Annotated in this window: 19 protein-coding genes and 1 pseudogene; 19 read left to right on the top strand and 1 reads right to left on the bottom strand. The window is 40.7% G+C overall.

Annotation, left to right across the window (positions count from 1 at the left end; genetic code table 11):
* Nucleotides 1–45: 45 nt before the first annotated feature.
* The 19 genes and pseudogenes from IEV91_RS21725 (at nucleotide 46) to IEV91_RS12055 (ending at nucleotide 15,744) form a co-directional block, all read left to right on the top strand.
* Complete coding sequence (locus IEV91_RS21725; protein WP_229745577.1) at nucleotides 46–762, top strand: hypothetical protein; 717 nt, start codon at nucleotides 46–48, stop codon at nucleotides 760–762.
* The gene (locus IEV91_RS12140; RefSeq protein WP_188497676.1) at nucleotides 759–1,058 is read left to right on the top strand and encodes an HNH endonuclease signature motif containing protein; all 300 of its coding nucleotides are present in this window, start codon (nucleotides 759–761) and stop codon (nucleotides 1,056–1,058) included. The genes IEV91_RS21725 and IEV91_RS12140 overlap by 4 nt, the downstream gene beginning before the upstream one ends.
* A 147-nt stretch (nucleotides 1,059–1,205) precedes the next feature.
* Complete coding sequence (locus IEV91_RS12135; protein WP_188497675.1) at nucleotides 1,206–1,658, top strand: phage terminase small subunit P27 family; 453 nt, start codon at nucleotides 1,206–1,208, stop codon at nucleotides 1,656–1,658.
* On the top strand, nucleotides 1,648–3,432 hold the full coding sequence (locus IEV91_RS12130) for a terminase large subunit (protein WP_188497674.1): 1,785 nt from the start codon (nucleotides 1,648–1,650) through the stop codon (nucleotides 3,430–3,432). The genes IEV91_RS12135 and IEV91_RS12130 overlap by 11 nt, the downstream gene beginning before the upstream one ends.
* Nucleotides 3,433–3,450: 18 nt before the next feature.
* Nucleotides 3,451–4,665, top strand: coding sequence for a phage portal protein (locus tag IEV91_RS12125; RefSeq protein ID WP_188497673.1), 1,215 nt, complete (start codon nucleotides 3,451–3,453; stop codon nucleotides 4,663–4,665).
* 102 nt (nucleotides 4,666–4,767) lie between these two features.
* Nucleotides 4,768–5,490, top strand: a complete 723-nt coding sequence (locus IEV91_RS12120; RefSeq protein ID WP_338106051.1) for a head maturation protease, ClpP-related — start codon at nucleotides 4,768–4,770, stop codon at nucleotides 5,488–5,490.
* Entirely contained in the window at nucleotides 5,487–6,707 is a 1,221-nt protein-coding gene (locus IEV91_RS12115) for a phage major capsid protein (protein ID WP_188497672.1), read from the top strand. Before IEV91_RS12120 ends, IEV91_RS12115 begins: the two co-directional genes overlap by 4 nt.
* A gap of 11 nt (nucleotides 6,708–6,718) precedes the next feature.
* Nucleotides 6,719–6,976, top strand: a pseudogene (locus IEV91_RS12110) (fibronectin type III domain-containing protein); the annotation flags it as partial.
* Nucleotides 6,976–7,272, top strand: coding sequence for a head-tail connector protein (locus IEV91_RS12105; protein ID WP_188497670.1), 297 nt, complete (start codon nucleotides 6,976–6,978; stop codon nucleotides 7,270–7,272). The pseudogene IEV91_RS12110 and the gene IEV91_RS12105, both read left to right, overlap by 1 nt.
* Nucleotides 7,273–7,275: 3 nt before the next feature.
* Nucleotides 7,276–7,611 (top strand): phage head closure protein, encoded by a 336-nt coding sequence (locus IEV91_RS12100; RefSeq protein ID WP_188497669.1) that lies wholly within the window; start codon nucleotides 7,276–7,278, stop codon nucleotides 7,609–7,611.
* A complete protein-coding gene (locus IEV91_RS12095; protein WP_188497668.1) occupies nucleotides 7,608–7,979 on the top strand; it encodes an HK97-gp10 family putative phage morphogenesis protein in 372 nt (123 codons plus the stop codon). The genes IEV91_RS12100 and IEV91_RS12095 overlap by 4 nt, the downstream gene beginning before the upstream one ends.
* Nucleotides 7,976–8,356 (top strand): DUF806 family protein, encoded by a 381-nt coding sequence (locus IEV91_RS12090; RefSeq protein WP_188497667.1) that lies wholly within the window; start codon nucleotides 7,976–7,978, stop codon nucleotides 8,354–8,356. The genes IEV91_RS12095 and IEV91_RS12090 overlap by 4 nt, the downstream gene beginning before the upstream one ends.
* Nucleotides 8,357–8,413: 57 nt before the next feature.
* On the top strand, nucleotides 8,414–8,623 hold the full coding sequence (locus tag IEV91_RS12085; RefSeq protein ID WP_188497666.1) for an Acb2/Tad1 domain-containing protein: 210 nt from the start codon (nucleotides 8,414–8,416) through the stop codon (nucleotides 8,621–8,623).
* Between the two features lie 26 nt (nucleotides 8,624–8,649).
* Complete coding sequence (locus IEV91_RS12080; RefSeq protein WP_188497665.1) at nucleotides 8,650–9,237, top strand: major tail protein; 588 nt, start codon at nucleotides 8,650–8,652, stop codon at nucleotides 9,235–9,237.
* A gap of 70 nt (nucleotides 9,238–9,307) precedes the next feature.
* Entirely contained in the window at nucleotides 9,308–9,613 is a 306-nt protein-coding gene (gene gpG / locus IEV91_RS12075) for a phage tail assembly chaperone G (RefSeq protein ID WP_188497664.1), read from the top strand.
* Nucleotides 9,614–9,789: 176 nt separating this feature from the next.
* Nucleotides 9,790–10,143, top strand: a complete 354-nt coding sequence (locus IEV91_RS12070) for an Acb2/Tad1 domain-containing protein (protein ID WP_188497663.1) — start codon at nucleotides 9,790–9,792, stop codon at nucleotides 10,141–10,143.
* Nucleotides 10,144–10,183: 40 nt separating this feature from the next.
* Nucleotides 10,184–11,476, top strand: coding sequence for a phage tail tape measure protein (locus IEV91_RS12065; protein WP_188497662.1), 1,293 nt, complete (start codon nucleotides 10,184–10,186; stop codon nucleotides 11,474–11,476).
* 251 nt (nucleotides 11,477–11,727) lie between these two features.
* On the top strand, nucleotides 11,728–14,262 hold the full coding sequence (locus IEV91_RS12060) for a phage tail tape measure protein (protein WP_188497661.1): 2,535 nt from the start codon (nucleotides 11,728–11,730) through the stop codon (nucleotides 14,260–14,262).
* 3 nt (nucleotides 14,263–14,265) lie between these two features.
* Nucleotides 14,266–15,744, top strand: a complete 1,479-nt coding sequence (locus IEV91_RS12055) for a distal tail protein Dit (protein WP_188497660.1) — start codon at nucleotides 14,266–14,268, stop codon at nucleotides 15,742–15,744.
* 228 nt (nucleotides 15,745–15,972) lie between these two features.
* Here IEV91_RS12055 and IEV91_RS12050 read toward each other — a convergent pair whose 3' ends face one another.
* Nucleotides 15,973–16,164: a hypothetical protein gene (locus IEV91_RS12050; RefSeq protein ID WP_188497659.1), complete on the bottom strand. Its 192-nt coding sequence runs from the start codon at nucleotides 16,162–16,164 to the stop codon at nucleotides 15,973–15,975.
* Nucleotides 16,165–16,231 lie beyond the last annotated feature (67 nt).

Below are 16,231 nucleotides of genomic sequence, written 5' to 3'. Positions count from 1 at the left end.
GGGAATCAGAGACCGCCAGTGATTCTGAAGGGAGATGTTAATCCTATGAGTAAAATACAACTTGAGTGTATGAACGACAGATGTAAAGCTATCATCGACGCTGGTAAACACAATATTGACGGATTGAATTGTCCTATATGCGACGGTCCTATATTCCCTAAGCCGTTTAACGAAACGGTTAATCACATCGAATATAAACGTGGTAAATCGAGATACGAATACCTTAGAGAATATGTCTACCAACGGTTTGGATCTTATTATGACTTTTTACCACCTGATGAATTTAGGAGTTTCGTTGATAATCTTTTGTTTAATCCTCCTAAGCTATCACGAGTCAGATACGGTTGCTTAAGCTGTGGGCACACAGAAAACGTCCAAGCTACCAAACAAGATTATTCCGAAGTTAGAGTATGTCCGAAATGTAATGGCGCCTTTGTTGATGTTTGGAAGATTAATAAATATAAATCGCACAACAACAACAACAACAACAACAAGCCAAAGCAACCACTTCTTAAAATCACATTGGAAGATATCAATGCTGTCCCTAAAGTTTTTTATAATGGTGAAGAGATCACTGATCTAGTACATGTCGGGATCGATTGGAATACCAATACCGAAAGTTTTAGCCCAACACACATTAAGATCAAACATGCGGACTATGATAAGCCACCGAATACTAAAGTGATTGAACATAATCCACCAGAAGAAATAATCAATGTTTATGATAACAAAGGGAATGCTGTATACAGATTCCTAAAATGACCGATACAGCATTTTATAAATCGGTAGCTTGGTTAAAGTGTAGGGCAATTGTATTAAAACGAGATCACTATCTATGTCAGGAATGTCTAAGGCATGACAAGCTGACACCAGCGAACATCGTCCACCACATTGAGCCATTGGACGAGCGTCCTGACTTGGCTTTGGACATCAATAACCTTGAGACGATCTGTCCATCGTGTCACAACAAGGAGCACCCCGAAAAGGGTGGAGGAAAGCGCAAGAAGAAGATGAAAATTAAGGTTCACAAGGAGATGGGAAACCCTGACATTTTTTAACAGAGGGGTACCCCCCTACCCAAAATTTTTGCATCCATGTATTCTTAGGAACGGCGTGCCCCCAACTCTACAATAAAACCGCCGATCAGATTTTTTAAAAAGGTTTTATAAATACATTATTTTACATTTTAGAAAGGTGGTGATAATATGCCAACGCCAGCAAAATCCGCACGATTACAGCTTGTAGAGGGAAATCCTGCGAAAAAGAACGTTGAACAATTAAAAAGACGGGCTGAACAAGAAGAAAAGATGAAAATGAGTGCTGAGCATGTTATCCCACCTGCTTGGCTCAACCAAAAAGCGAAAAAAGAGTTTGAGAGATTAGCAAAATTACTTCTGGAAGTCGAGCTTATCAATGATGCGGATGTTACTCATTTAGCCCTTTATTGCGATGCTTATTCTCAGTATTTGTCTTTTAAAAGGCAGGTTAAAGCAAAGGGGATGTGGATTGATGGAAAACCTAATCCATTTTTTATCCGTATGAAAGATGCAGCCTCACAAATGAGGTCATTAGGATCCGATTTAGGATTGTCACCAGCTGCAAGAGCAAGATTGGCCATTAATTTAGAAAGCGACGACGGGGAAGAAGATGACTTCTAGCTCTCTTTTGGAGATGAGCTATACTGAGCTAGAAAAATGGTGGTCAAATTATCTTGCAGAACAAAAAAGCTGGGGGGCAATATTAGAGAGGCCCTATCCTGAGCTATTGACAACTTGGTATGCTGAAAGACTTATTGACGGGTCTATTCCGGCAAGTGAAGAAAATATTCTAGCGGCCAAACGGCACATGAGAGACCTGGAACGGCAGGGAACAGATGACTTTCCTTGGATATTTGATGAAGAGAAAGGTCATCGACCAATCCGTTTCATTGAAAAAAAATGTAAACCTTCAAAAGGGGACTTTGATCAATTGGTGTTGCAACCTTGGCAACACTTTGTGATCGGGTCCCTTTTTGGGTGGGTTCATAAAGATACAGGCATTCGACGATTTCGTGAAGCGCTTGATATGGTTGGAAGGAAAAACGGTAAAACAACCCTCATTTCTGGCCTTTCTAACTATATGTTAGGCTTCGATAACGAAAACGGTGCCCGTATTTATGTTTTGGCAAATGCTGAACAACAGGCACATGAACTTTTCGATGAAGCCAAAGCGATGGTGGAGAAATCTCCATATTTATCAAAACGGTATAAGGCCCAAAGAAATAAGATTAAGTACACTGAAAAGTTTGCAGAGATCCAGGCACGGGCTTCCGATAGTAAACGACTTGATGGATTAAATACTCATCTAGGAATTTTCGACGAAATTCACGAATTTAAGAATTTTAAATTGATCAATGTCATTAAAAAGTCTCGTGGAGCGAGAAAACAGCCACTTATTATCTACATTACAACGGCAGGATATGTTTTAGATGGGCCACTAATGACCTATATAGAACAGGCAAAAGATTGCTTGGACAACCTTGAAGATAATTTAGACGAGCGTACTTTTTATTACGTTGCCAAATTAGACAAGCCTGAAGAAGCCGATCATCCTGAATTGTGGATTAAAGCTAATCCTAATATTGGGTTAATGGATTTTGTTAACCTTGTTTCCGACTGGAAAAAGGACAAAAGAAGTCCCCAAGAACGCGCAGACTGGATGACAAAGCAGTTTAACATCTTCTCAGATGTCGACGAACTGTCGTTTGTGGACATCGCGACCATTAAGAAAAATAACAAGGTCATCGATTTAGAAACTCTGAAAAACAGGGAATGTATCGCAGGGTACGATCTTTCAGAAACAGAGGATTTTACAGCTGCAGCTCTTGAATTTCCTTTGGATGATGGTTCTGTATTTATCCTTTGTCATTCTTGGATTCCACAGGCTAGATATGACAGGGATAGCAACCCTCAAAGACTGGACGAATGGAAACAAGCCGGATATTTAACAGTCATTCCCGGTGATTATGTCAATTATGAATATGTTTTTGATTGGTTTGTGGAACAAGCTGAAAAATATAGAATTAAGATGATTGCCTATGACAAAGCAAAGGCGCTCTATCTTAATAAAGCAATTGAAAATCATGGATTTAAAACAAAAGAAGTAAGACAGGGATTTTTGACTTTAGGTGGGCCGATGCAAAACTTTAAAGAATTGTTGCTCGATGGAAAAGTGATTTTCAATAGGAATAAAATGTTTCAATGGTATCTCAATAACGTGCGGCTAGTTAAAGATCGCAATGACAATTGGATGCCAACGAAACAAAATGCCAATCGAAAGATTGATGGATTTGCAGCTGCTCTTAACGCACATACCGAAACAGTTGATTTACTTATTAAGCCATCGGGTAGCGGTAAGATCAAAGCTATCACAATGAGGGATTTATTAGCTTAGAAAGGTGGTGATCATTTTGTGAAGTGGACTAGTAGGATACGGCGATCTATCCGAGCAGCGATTATAAGTTGGAAAGGAAGCACCTTTGATTTTACGAATTGGTTTGGCCATACCTTCTGGGGCATTGATAATTCTAAGTTAGCAACCAATGAAACCATTTTTAGTGTTGTTACGCGTCTTTCTAACAGCTTAGCCTCTTTGCCCTTGAAGATGTACAAAAATTATGATGTGGTTTCCAATACGACATCTGATGTTTTGTTAAATTCACCAAACCAAAACATGACATCGTTTGATCTTATAAGGAATATGGAGACCATGAGAGATGAAAGAGGAAATGCTTATGCATTAATCGAACGGGATATCCGAATGCAAGTTTCTCGAATCACACCTTTAAATCCAGATTTTGTAGAGCCGGTAATTGAACGAGAGACCAACGAATTGTGGTATCAAGTAATAGGAGATAATAATACCTACTATATTCACAATTTGGACATGTTGCATGTTAAGCATATTGTGGGGTCAGGTGGATTAAAGGGTATCAATCCAATAAAAGTCCTGACCAATTCCACGGATTATGATAAGGCGGTCCGCGAGTTTAGCTTAAAAGAAATGCAGGGAGCGGCATACTCATTTATTTTGGAATATGGGCAAAACGTTGACACTGATAAGCGTCAAGAAATTATCGAGGATTTTAAGCGATTTTATCAAGATAATGGCGGTGTCTTATTTAAAGAGCCTGGAGTCGATATCCAACAATTTGAGAGGAAATATGTTGCTGCAGATACGTTTCAATCTGAGCGGATTACTAAGTCACGTGTAGCAAATGTTTATAATATGCCTGTCATCATGCTTAATGACACTGAGGGTCAAAACTATGCAAGTAACGAACAACTGATGAGGATGTTTGTACAGCTTACCCTGATGCCAATTGTCCGACAGTATGAGCAGGAATTTAACCGCAAATTACTGACACCTGAAGAAAGGAAAGCGGGTTACTATTTTAAGTTTAATGTTAAAGCGCTATTGAGGGGGGATACAGCATCTCAAACCGCTTTTTACCACAATGCTTTACGTGACGGGTGGATGAGCCGCGATGAGGTACGGCAGTATGAGGACTTGCCACCACGTGCTGGAAAAGCAGACGAACTTTGGATTTCAGGGGATATGTACCCACTAGAGATGGATCCGAGAGAAAGAAAAAGTCATAGCTCAAATTTTGATAGCACTCAGTGAGTGTTTTTTTATTTTGCCTTGAAAGGGGGTGAGTGGTTAGTGGGAAGGCCAAAGCTAAACTTACAGTTTTTCGGTGAAAAAAATCCTAAAAAATTTTGGGATATGAAAATGTCGTCTGATAAATCAAATGAGGCGGACATCTTTATTTATGGAGATATCACGAGCTATCGTTGGAATGAATCAGACACAACAGCATCGAGTTTCAAGGGAGATTTAGATCAATTAGGCGATGTGTCAACGCTAAATCTTTATATTAATTCACCGGGTGGCAGTGTTTTTGAAGGTATTGCCATTCATAACATGCTCAAGCGACATAAGGCTAAAGTAAACGTACATGTTGATGCGTTAGCGGCATCAATCGCAAGTGTCATCGCTATGGCGGGAGACACTATTTATATGCCAAAAAACAGCATGCTTATGATTCATAATCCTTGGACTTTTGCTATTGGAAATGCTACAGAACTACGTAAACAGGCCGATGATTTGGATCGTATTGCCGGGTCTGCTTTTCAGTCTTATATGCAAAAAGCAGGAGATAAGCTCACTGAGGAAAAATTGCAAGGAATGCTCGATGCCGAAACTTGGCTATCAGCGGATCAGGCGTTTGAATTTGGATTATGCGATGTCGTTGAAAGTGAAAATCAAATGGCGGCATCGATTAACTCTGATCTCTTCCAGCGTTATAAAAATGTCCCTCAAAGTCTGATAGACAATCCTAAAACAACAATCAGCGCAGACGAGATGGCATTACGTCAACGAATCGCTGATGAGGCAAAAGCAAATCAAGCATATTTAGAAACCATTCTAGGAGGAATGTACAAATGACAAAAAGTAAAGAATTGTTCAGAGTAGTAAAACAGAAGAATCAAAGAAAGTTAAATTTGCAGTTTTTTAGTGACCCGACGCTGTTTGAATTAAAGCAGAATATGGCTACTGTTGGTCAGCAACTCCAAAAAATGGAGGGGGAACTTTCAGCGGCGGCCATTGACCCTGCAAAATCCTCAGAGGATATTCAGGCATTGCAACGCTCGCGTGATGATCTAAAGATGCGCTTTGATGTCATTAAACAACAACATGATGAGCTGGAAAAAGAGCAGCAAGCAAAGCTTCAGCAAGCAGCTTCTAAGGCTTCGAGCGATCTTAAAAATATTAATGACCCAGAAGCCAAAGTCGTTAAAGCTAAAGCGGAATTAATCCGATCTGTTATGCAACGCAAGCAGATTCCTAACGATGTCGTTGCAGTCTTGGGGGATGATGATAGTACAGGAGGAAACAAATTCCTGCCAAAGACAGTGTCCACAGATATTTTAATGGAGCCTTTGGTTAAAAATCCATTGCGTCAAATCTCTACTTTGACTCAGATTACTAATCTGGAAATCCCTAAATTGTCCTTTACTCTTGATGATGACGATTTTATTGCTGATAAAGCAACAGCGAAAGAGCTTGAAGAGACTGGCGATGTTGTTACTTTTGGCCGGAATAAATTTAAGGTCTTTGCGGGCCTATCTGAAACAGTTATTAATGGCTCAGAGGCCAATTTAGTAGCAGCTACAGAATCAGCATTACAATCGGGTGTCGCTGCGAAAGAGAAGAAAGTCGCTTTTGCTACTGAGCCAAAAACGGGTGAAGAGCATATGTCGTTTTATGGCGCTGGTATTTCCGAAATCACAGCAGCCAACATGTATGATGCCATCACAGATGCGATTTCCGATCTACACGAAGATTACCGCGAAAATGCAACAATTGTCATGCGGTACCAAGACTATAAGAATATTATCAAGGATCTTGCGAATGGGAGTACCACTTTGTATACAGCTCAACCTGAGCAAGTGCTTGGGAAACCTGTTGTATTCTGTGACTCTGCGGTTAATCCTATTGTTGGTGATTTTAGCTATTCTCACTTTAACTATGATCTCGGGGCGCTTTATGATCGGGACAAAGACGTTAAAACAGGTATTGAGCAATTTGTTGTTACGGCGTGGTTTGATCACCAAATCAAGCTGAAATCAGCGTTTAGAATTGCAAAAAAGTCAGCAGCCTAGACGCACCAACTGGGCTAACATCAAGTGACGTGACCGATACGTCGGTTAAATTAGCTTGGGATGCCGTCGCAAACGCTGATCACTATGAGGTCTATCGTGATGGGACAAGTATAGGTACGAGGGTGGGAACCAGCTATTCAGATAGCGGATTGACTGCTGAAACCACCTATACTTATCAAGTCAAAGCGGTTGGTGCCGACGGTGTAGAATCGCAATTGAGTAATGCTTTAGAGGTAACAACATCTGCTTCTTCCGGAAGTGGTGAATAATGGATTTACAAGAGGTAAAGAACTTTTTAAGGGTGGACTCTACTGCAGATGACGCCCTTATTAATTCTCTTATTAAATCATCAGATCAATATTTAAAAGGGGCTGGCTGTGATTCAACAGCCAACCTTGAATTATATGAGCAAGCTCAGAAAATACTGATCACACATTGGTATCAGAATCGTACTGCTGCATTGGTTGGTACCATGTCTCACCTTGTTGATTTTTCTTTACAGAGCATCATTTTGTCTCTGAAAAGTTTTAAAAGCGGTATGTCAACGACCGATCAGGAGGGATGATCAGTGCCACTTGTTAATGATCCATCAGAGTTAAATGAGCGAATTACCTTTAATGCCAAGAAAACAGTAAAGGTCAATGGTATTGCGACAACACAGAATGTAGCAGTGGCTACTGTTTGGGCAAAGGTCATCACTCAAAAACTATCAGATCGCATGGCCAATATCGGGAATGAGGTCGTTAATACTACGTCATTTGTCATCCGAGAGCAACAAGACTTTGAGATTGATAACAAAATGACCGTATCTTGGGGCGATGATTCCTATCAAATTAAAGACATCACGCCCGACACAACAAAAAAAGAATGGAAAGTTATTATCTGTGAGGTGGTCACAGCATGAGCACTGAGATTGATTATAGTGGATTGGATAGACAATTTTTAGAGTTAGCAGCCCGTACTAAAAGTGGCGGTAAAAAGGCAGCAAAAGCAGGCGCTCAAATTGTCGCGGATAAGCTTAAAGAAAATACGCCTTATGATCCTGACACCGAAAAACACTTAATAGATGATGTTGAAATATCCCGAGTGAATGATCTGGGTGAATATCAGGTGCACTTTGGGAAAGATACAGCATGGCGGTCTAAATTTGTTAATGATGGCACTATTAATCAACCAGCCCAACACTTTGCTGAAAAAACGGAGGCAGAAGCAAGGGGCGAGGTTACCGAAGAGATGCAGAAAGTCATCGAAAAGGAATTGAATGGATTGTGAGTGCGATCGTAGACGCTTTTAATCTTGTTTCTTCAGAGGATAATCCGCTGGGTTTTAACCCCGATTACGTGTTTAATTATTTTATCCCTGACAAGATGCCAGACGGTACTCCAAAAGAGCAAGTGTCTGTGTTGGTTTTATTAACAGATATTCAAAACATCCCTGGCGATTATTCAAGCAACGTCAGTCATTCTGTCGAAGGAAAAGTGCAAATCCAAATATGGTATGAGTTTACCGATACGTCAGACTATGAAACACTCCTGAGAAAGTACATGGAGGCAAACGGCTTTTACATGTATAACAGTTATACTGACAAAGATCCGGACATTGAAAAGCTATATCTCACTGCAAAGTTTAATAAAAACACGTTTGACTAGTTCACCTTTTGACGGTGGATTTTTTATTGCAAAAATTTATAAAAGGAGTGTTCTTTTTTGGAAGACAGATTAGATAACAATTTCACGTATCACGCCCCTAAAGAGGGTCAACCGGCGAAATATGACGCCATCCGAAACTCTGCTAAGGATTTTGCTGTTTTGGTTGATGATCTATGTCCCAACTCGCGAGAAAAGTCACTTGCAATGACCAAAATTGAAGAAGCGGTCATGTGGGCGAATGCTTCGGTTGCTAGAAACGACCAATAAAAAATTATTAAAAGGAATGATGATTAATGGCTACAGTTGGTTTTAAATCTGCCAAAATTGCAGTTTTAGATGAGAATGAAAAAACATCAGCTGATAACATTTTCACAGCTGATGAAAAAACAGCGGGTGCAATTGAAGCAGCAATTACAGGGTTGGCCCCGACACAAAACGTTGTCTATGCTTCCAACGTCCCTTATTATGTTTCTTCAAAGGGTACAGGAGATATTAAGATTGCATTAACAGTTGCTGATCTAGAAGCTCTGCCCGAAGGAGCATTGGATAAGATTCTAGGTCGTGAGAAAAACGAAGATGGTATCACAACGATAGGAGCTAATACGGAGGCTCCATATTGCGCCGTAGGACTTTATACGGACGATAAAAACGGTAAAGCTCTCTTTATTGGGCTTCTTAAAGTGAAATTCACTTTTGATGGGGATGACATCAAATCAACGGACAACAATGGATCTACACTTTCCTCTGATGTCCTTAATGGGTCTGGGGTTTCTCGGGCTTCCGATGGTTTGTCTTGGGCAAAAGCGCGTGAAGCTGACGATGTTACTCAGGATCAATTTGAGGACTTTATCTTTCCGATTGATGAAACACCTGATGCTTAATCTCATTTATTAAGGCTATAGCTTAAATGCTGTAGCCTTTTTATTACCTAAATTTAAGGAGGAATTACCAATGATTAGACTTGAATTACGAAACAAAGAGGGTCAAAAAGTTGTCCATGAACAGGATTATGTGAGCGGACGTAAGGTCCGTGAGGCTTTTGAAATGATGGACAAGTTTGAAAGTGGAGAAGTCGCTAAAGAGGCAGATGCCCTTGATATAAAAGTTAACTTTGTGGCAAGTGTCTTTGATGATAAGGCGGTTACAGTTGACACGATTTATGACGGGATTGAAGGTCCACAACTCCTCGGAGAACTCAATAGAGTCGTTAATGAGGTGCTTGGTGGAGAAAAAAAGGACGTAGCGGCCGAAAAATAACGGCTAAGGAAGCGTTGAAAAGTCTTAAAAAAACATACAGGGAACTCATGAAAGCTGGTTGGTCGTTTAATGACATAGATAATGCGGATTGGTACGGGTTATTGTCCGTTTTGTCAGAGGATGACCGAATGAGCGGCGAGGAGTTCTTTAATTCGATTTAACAGGAGTGATTATTAGTGGCAAAAGTAAAGCATGATTTGCTAACTGAAAAATATACAGAAGTTCATCATGAGGATGATTTTAATTTCAATGCCCCGCACACTTTTGAGGTCAGAAAAGTTGATGGAAACGGATATATCGAAAAGGTCCATTTTCAAGAAGGTGCGATAAAAGAGCACGGTGTAAATGGTGTGATGAATGAGGACTTAATTGCTATGGTAATTTGCAGATTAGACCATTTTCAGAACTCGGAGTTTGCATGTTATGAAAATGAGATGGCTTATCTTAAATTAGAAGAAGCGTTATTGTGGCTTAGAAAACGAACAATGGGTAGAGAACAACGAAATGTTGAAGGTACACACACTATATAAATAACTCTAACTCTAATTCCAGTGGAAAGGAGGTAACCAAATGCCAGAAGGCGTAATCATCAGGGTCGGGCTAGATGGTGCCAAGGTCACCCAGAGCCTTACAGCTCTTAAAAATACGGTACGAGCATCGACAAATCAAATGAAAGCTGAGATGGCGATGTTTGACCGAGCGGGAGATAACTTAGGCAAGTTAAATGCCAGATATACAGGTCTCCAGCGAACGATCGAAGCTCAAGATTTGCAGATTACTAAACTTACTGAAAACTACAACAAGGCTAAGCTTCAATACGGTGAAAATAGCGACGCGGCCCTTAGGTATGCCAATCAAATTAACAATACGGTTAGGCAACAAGAAGGGCTCAGAAAACAGCTTGACTTGGTCAACACGGAGCTTAAAGAGCAACAGAGTGCTTGGTACAACACGAGTGTAAGAGTCGATCAGTCGGTCAGTGCGATGGACCAAAAGATGGAGCTTTTAAATAGCCGGTACAGTGTGCTTACGGCGGGCACAGAAAGCTTCGGAAAGACGACTGATCAACTCCGTCAAAAATCCTCTCATTTGTCTGAGGTTTTAACGACTGAGAGCGATAAGGTCAGCGCTTTACGCACAAAGTACGAGGCGTTGAAGCAAGCAAAGGGCGAAGATAACCTTGTCACCATAAAAGCTGAGCAAGAGCTTAATAAGGCGATTGTCGCCATGAAAAATACAGAGTCGGAGCTTAGACGAGTTTCAAGTCAGCTATCTTCCGCAGGGCGAGCATCCAAAGCGTTTACTCAAATTTCTTCAGGTGCACAAAAAGCTTCCGAAAAACTCAAAGATTTTGGTACTAGGGCGACTTTTGCATTGACCCTGCCAATAGGCGGTGTGCTTGGCGAGGGTGCGAAACAATACATTGAGTTTAATCAACAGCTTACTGAAACGCGATCTCTTTTAAACGATGGGACAACTAGTGCGGCTGAACTCGATCAGCAGATTAAGGCACTTGGGGATGACTCTCAGAAGTGGGCTCAGAAATACGGTCAATCAACAACTAACATTAACGAGGGGATAGAAGAGTTAACCAAAAAGGGCTACACCTATAACCAAGTTATTGGTGCCATGCCATCATTATTAGATGGCGCTAGGGCTTCAGGGGACGACTTTAATACTGTTATGAGTATTGCCTCGAGTACCCTTGAACAATTCAATCTCAAGTCCAGTGACACAGCCACAATGACTCGTAACACACAGCGTGTTACTGATGATTTAAGTTTCGTTGCCAATAAGACAGCGGCAGGCTTTGCTGATATGGGTAAACATAAATGCCCGGTTGCTGAGAAATCAGCAGCATAAAATACTAGGTGAATTCGGTAGAAAGCTAAGGTAATTAAGGTATACCTTAAATGCTATGCCAATACCGAGCCAAGCCACGCAGGGATGTGTGGAAGGTGTAACGACTAGGTGAAAGTAATCTAGAACAGATGAATCACCCACGAGCGCCTGGGTTCTTGCCACGTAATGGTGAAGAACATGATATAGTCTGAGCTGCATGGAAACATGCAGAAGTTAGGATAAAGAGCCTAACGATAACATAACTGAAAGCCATGGAATATGTTGGCCCTGTCGCTCACTCTGTAGGCTACTCATTAGAGGATACTGCGTCGGCCATCGGTTTACTCTCCAATAATGGTATTGAGGCGGAAAAGGCGGGTACTGCGCTCCGTGGAGCTATATCGCGTATGTTAAAGCCAACACAGCAAAGTGCGGTAGCCTTTAAAGAGATGGGTCTTTCTACAGATAAAATGAAAAAAGGCTTTTATTCGTTGCCTGATCTTATTGATACCATTAATAAAAACACGCAGGGTATGACCAAAGCCCAAAAAGCCCATTTAATTACCCAAGCGTTTGGAGTTGAAGCCCAGACAGGCATGAATGTGCTTTTGTCTCAAGGCGGAGATGCCTTAAGGGATTTAAGTAAAGAAACTAAAAACGCAACTGGCTACACGAAAGATCTCGCTGACCAGATGGGCAACTCGGCTCAGCAAAAGGTTAATAGGCTAAAAGCTTCCTTTCAAGTATTAGAACAAGAAATTGGTCAGGAGTTAGTGCCTGAAATTACGCCTTTGATTGAGGATGTCACACATCTTATCAAAGAGTTTGGTGACCTTGATGAGTCGCAAAAGCAAAATATTATCCATATCGCATTATTTGCAGCAGGGATTGGCCCAGCATCTCTTGTTTTAGGTGGCCTTACTAAGTCGGTCAGGCTTTTAACTGGTGGACTTGGAAAGGGCTTGACAGCTTTAAACAAATATTCGAAGGCAACAAAGGTGATGGGAACAGTAAGTAAGGTGGAAGCAGCCGGAGGCATTGCAGCGGCAGCAGGAGAGGCAGGAGCTTTAACGGGTGTCTTAGGTCTCCTTACAAACCCCGTTACTCTTACAGTAGCTGGTCTTGGTGCTGTCGGTTTTGCTGGTTATGAAGTCTATAAGCATTTAAAGAAAACTAACAAGTCCATGGATGAGCTGCAAAAGGTCTCCTTTGATACTGCGGAAAGTTTAATGAAACAGCACGACTCAAATGCTAAGTTAATAGACTCTTTTGACCAGTTGCGGGCGAAATCGCATCTTACGAATGATGAATTTGGCAGATATTTAGACATCCAGACTAAAATCAATAGAGAATCTGATCCACAAGTACTTGCAAGATTACGGGATGAGCAAGAAAAGCTGAGGAAAAAGTCAGGGTTGACCAATGACCAACTTGATCGAATGGTGGACCTAAATAGTACTTTAACGAAAAAACTGCCCCTATCAACGGACAAGATCACCGAACAGGGGAACCGAGTGGCTGGAACGACTTCATCCTTGCAAAAGTATAACGAGGAATTAGCCAAAGCTTCCACAAGGGATTTGGAGATTGAGTATCAAAAGACATTGTCAAATGAGCCTAAGTTACTGGCTAAAAAAGCAGAATTACAAAGTCAGATTAATGCGGGGAGAAAACAGGAAACTGAACTCCTAAAACTCGCACAAAACTACAATAAAACGGCAGTAAACGACGCTATTAAAAAATATGAAAATGAGCTTTTACAGTTGAATACTCAATCATGGCATAACTATCAGCTGGGCATCACTGATAAAAGTCTTGATAAACAGATTAAACAAGATCAAAAGATTCTCAAGGCTTTAAAGGGTGGTAAGCAGACCCTTGTTGATCAACTAGATACCCTCAACAAACAAAACAATACATTAAACGATCAGATAGCCAAAACAAATACTGACCTTAAAAAGAAGGATGAAGCAAAGAAGAAGTTGCAAGAACAGTTACTTGTCGAGAGCGGCATTTCAAGCAAAAAGGCCGATCAACTTGTGAAAGATGGAAAGTCAGTTAGTTACATTAACTCATCGATCTCTAAACTGAAAAAGCAAAAAGAGAAACTTGATGAAATGGTTCCCCCGAATAAAAGGAATTCTGATCTATATAAAAATCAAGTATCATCGATAAATAATCAGATCAGTAAACTACAACATGCCCGTACCGAAATTAAAGGCATGAATAAAGACGGTGAGAAGACCAACAAGACGTTAGGAAAAACCATTAACAAAAAGGTTAAAATAACGGTTAGTCCAAAACCTTATACTGTCGATGATCAACTTAAAAAAGATGTTTTTAAAACAGTGCATGTGACTTACCAGGAACAAAGCTATTTAATGGGTAATACCCGAGGGCACAATGCATTGATCGGGGCTAACGCTAGTGGTACAGATAACTGGCGCGGGGGTCTAACCTGGGTAGGTGAGAAAGGGCCTGAGCTCATTGATCTACCAAAAGGGACCAAGATCTATGACAATCAAAAGTCTGTAGCAATGATGGCATCTTTAACTGATCAATCTCGTTCGATACAGGCTATGAATCAATTCTTAGGAAGTCAATCAGTCTCACCGAGTACCGAGCGAGTGATGCTGGACAATAGTAAACTCGAACAGTTACAGGCTCAAAATAATCAGCTTGTGAGTTTGCTCATCCAAACCTTGCAGAACAAGCAATTTAACATTTCTGAGAAGCAGGTTTATGATGCTAATAAAAATTATTCAGATCAGCTACAAGCTCGACTAAAGACAGCAAGGGGGCGATAACTTATGGATATCCCAACATTTAATTTTAATGGGGTTGAGTCTTACGATGATCTTTCTTTAATTGTAAACGACATTCGGTTTCCTTTTGTTGGTAGCATAACTGAAAAAACTCAAGACGTCCCAGGGATGATTGGAAATCTATTTTTTGGCAACAAGATATCGTCAGCCCCAATTGAGATTGATATAACCATCGAGGCTAAAAGCGAACGCGATCGCTTTTTAAAACTAAAAAAGGCGGCGGGTGTACTCGCTCAAACAAGTATTGAAGAAGGTCTTATGATCTTTTCCCACTTGAACGATTTTGCCTTTTATGGCCATTTTACAAGTTTGCCAGCTCCAAGTCGGATTAACCAAACAGACAATTTAGCAAATGCAACTCTTCTTTTTACCTGTTCTGATCCCAGAGTATACGGTGCTGAGGTTACTCAAACCATTAACAGTCCAGATGAAGATGATGGAGTTAACGATATCGTGGCTAATGCAGGGACAACAGACACCTATCCAGTGTTTACTGCGACAGTCCTTAAACCAATGACCTTTTTACAAATTATTAGCCCAGATGCCTATAATCAAGTTGGGCAACCAGTGGATGTTGAAGGTTCAACCGTACAGGAGTATGAGTTACTTATCGATGATGATATGTCCTCACTTAATGGATGGGGTCAATCGGATTATGTCACGGATGGATATGCAAGGGGGACTATTGAGACAGATGGATCCCGTTTTTATCCAACATCTTTTGGAGATGCTCTTGCTCCTGAAAGATGGCAAGGGCCAGCCATTAAAAAGGCATTGTCCCAAGAGGTCCAGGACTTTGAAATGAATGCTGTTGTGAGAGCCGAAAACGTAGGTTATGAAACTGGAATGCTGGAAGTATATCTTTTAGATGCCCAGAACAATCAAGTGGGCAGGATCCACATGGCGGATTCGTGGACAGCTTATGCCAAAAATGAAGGTCGTGTTGAACTTGGAATGGGTGATGCAGCCCGCTTTCCATATATCACGAATCCACCAGGGAACAGGACGGACTGGAATAACTTTTACGGTATGTTGAAGTTACAACGTCGTGGAAGTCGATGGTGGTTTTATTTTGCGCGGATCGATGGAGATAGAAGGACTCAAATATCGGAGAAGCACTATATTCCACCTAACGGTTTATACATGGATAAAGTCGCCCAGGTTCAGATAGCATTTCGTAAGTGGCCGAACACTAATCATTCGCGAATGGGCGTTTACGCACTTAAGTTTTGGAAATTGAATGACGTTGGTGCTCAGCAAGTACCTTATATCGCTGATGTCGGAGATGTGCTTACGTTTGATCATAAAAATGCATCAATAGCTATAAATGGAGATCAATCCTTTATTCAATACAAAGACTTTGGTGCCAGTTATTTTCCCATCGGTCCTGGTCAAACGCAGATTGCCGTAAATCCTCCTGACGTCGCAAAAGTTGATGTTAACCTTAGGAGTGCTTGGTTATAAAAAATTTAAATGAGGTGATTATGATGGAGAATAAAGATTTATATGTAAGGCCATCTAATGATGGAGAAGTAAGGGTGACAACTAAAGGTGTAGCTAGTGAATATAAGCCTGTTAGAGCAAGTCAAATTACAGAAACACAGCTTGATAGAATAGAAAAGAAAGTGGACAGAATCCTTGAACTTTTGGAGAGTAAGGACCTGTCCACTACTAGATTTTTTCCAATCCGAGCTAGTTCTGTTTTGGAAGTTTAGGATGAACCAAGCCACAATTTGAACAGTAAAATAAGTCGACTACAATACCATCTTTAACCTTTCTATAACCGGATTCATCATGAGGTTGAAGGTCAGCTAAGATATATTTACCTTCTACCCCATTAGACGGCATTTTTTGGAGTCGACTTTTACAATTAAGACATTCCATAATTCTCACCTCCACTCATCTTACAATATTCGACAGGAGGTTTTATTTTCCTTTTTTATAGGAGGCG

It is taken from the genome of Pullulanibacillus pueri, assembly GCF_014639255.1.
In the GTDB taxonomy this organism is placed as follows: domain Bacteria; phylum Bacillota; class Bacilli; order Bacillales; family Sporolactobacillaceae; genus Pullulanibacillus; species Pullulanibacillus pueri.
Note: the sequence above shows the minus strand (reverse complement) of the source record. Positions and strands in the feature narration are given on the sequence as shown.

What these genes read in the sequence shown, in the direction of transcription:
- IEV91_RS21725 (WP_229745577.1), top strand. Translation starts at nt 46, where the DNA reads ATGAGTAAAATACAACTTGAGTGTATGAACGACAGATGTAAAGCTATC.
- IEV91_RS12140 (WP_188497676.1), top strand. Translation starts at nt 759, where the DNA reads ATGACCGATACAGCATTTTATAAATCGGTAGCTTGGTTAAAGTGTAGG.
- IEV91_RS12135 (WP_188497675.1), top strand. Translation starts at nt 1,206, where the DNA reads ATGCCAACGCCAGCAAAATCCGCACGATTACAGCTTGTAGAGGGAAAT.
- IEV91_RS12130 (WP_188497674.1), top strand. Translation starts at nt 1,648, where the DNA reads ATGACTTCTAGCTCTCTTTTGGAGATGAGCTATACTGAGCTAGAAAAA.
- IEV91_RS12120 (WP_338106051.1), top strand. Translation starts at nt 4,768, where the DNA reads ATGAAAATGTCGTCTGATAAATCAAATGAGGCGGACATCTTTATTTAT.
- IEV91_RS12115 (WP_188497672.1), top strand. Translation starts at nt 5,487, where the DNA reads ATGACAAAAAGTAAAGAATTGTTCAGAGTAGTAAAACAGAAGAATCAA.
- IEV91_RS12105 (WP_188497670.1), top strand. Translation starts at nt 6,976, where the DNA reads ATGGATTTACAAGAGGTAAAGAACTTTTTAAGGGTGGACTCTACTGCA.
- IEV91_RS12095 (WP_188497668.1), top strand. Translation starts at nt 7,608, where the DNA reads ATGAGCACTGAGATTGATTATAGTGGATTGGATAGACAATTTTTAGAG.
- IEV91_RS12080 (WP_188497665.1), top strand. Translation starts at nt 8,650, where the DNA reads ATGGCTACAGTTGGTTTTAAATCTGCCAAAATTGCAGTTTTAGATGAG.
- gpG (WP_188497664.1), top strand. Translation starts at nt 9,308, where the DNA reads ATGATTAGACTTGAATTACGAAACAAAGAGGGTCAAAAAGTTGTCCAT.
- IEV91_RS12065 (WP_188497662.1), top strand. Translation starts at nt 10,184, where the DNA reads ATGCCAGAAGGCGTAATCATCAGGGTCGGGCTAGATGGTGCCAAGGTC.
- IEV91_RS12060 (WP_188497661.1), top strand. Translation starts at nt 11,728, where the DNA reads ATGGAATATGTTGGCCCTGTCGCTCACTCTGTAGGCTACTCATTAGAG.
- IEV91_RS12055 (WP_188497660.1), top strand. Translation starts at nt 14,266, where the DNA reads ATGGATATCCCAACATTTAATTTTAATGGGGTTGAGTCTTACGATGAT.
- IEV91_RS12050 (WP_188497659.1), bottom strand. Translation starts at nt 16,164, where the DNA reads ATGGAATGTCTTAATTGTAAAAGTCGACTCCAAAAAATGCCGTCTAAT.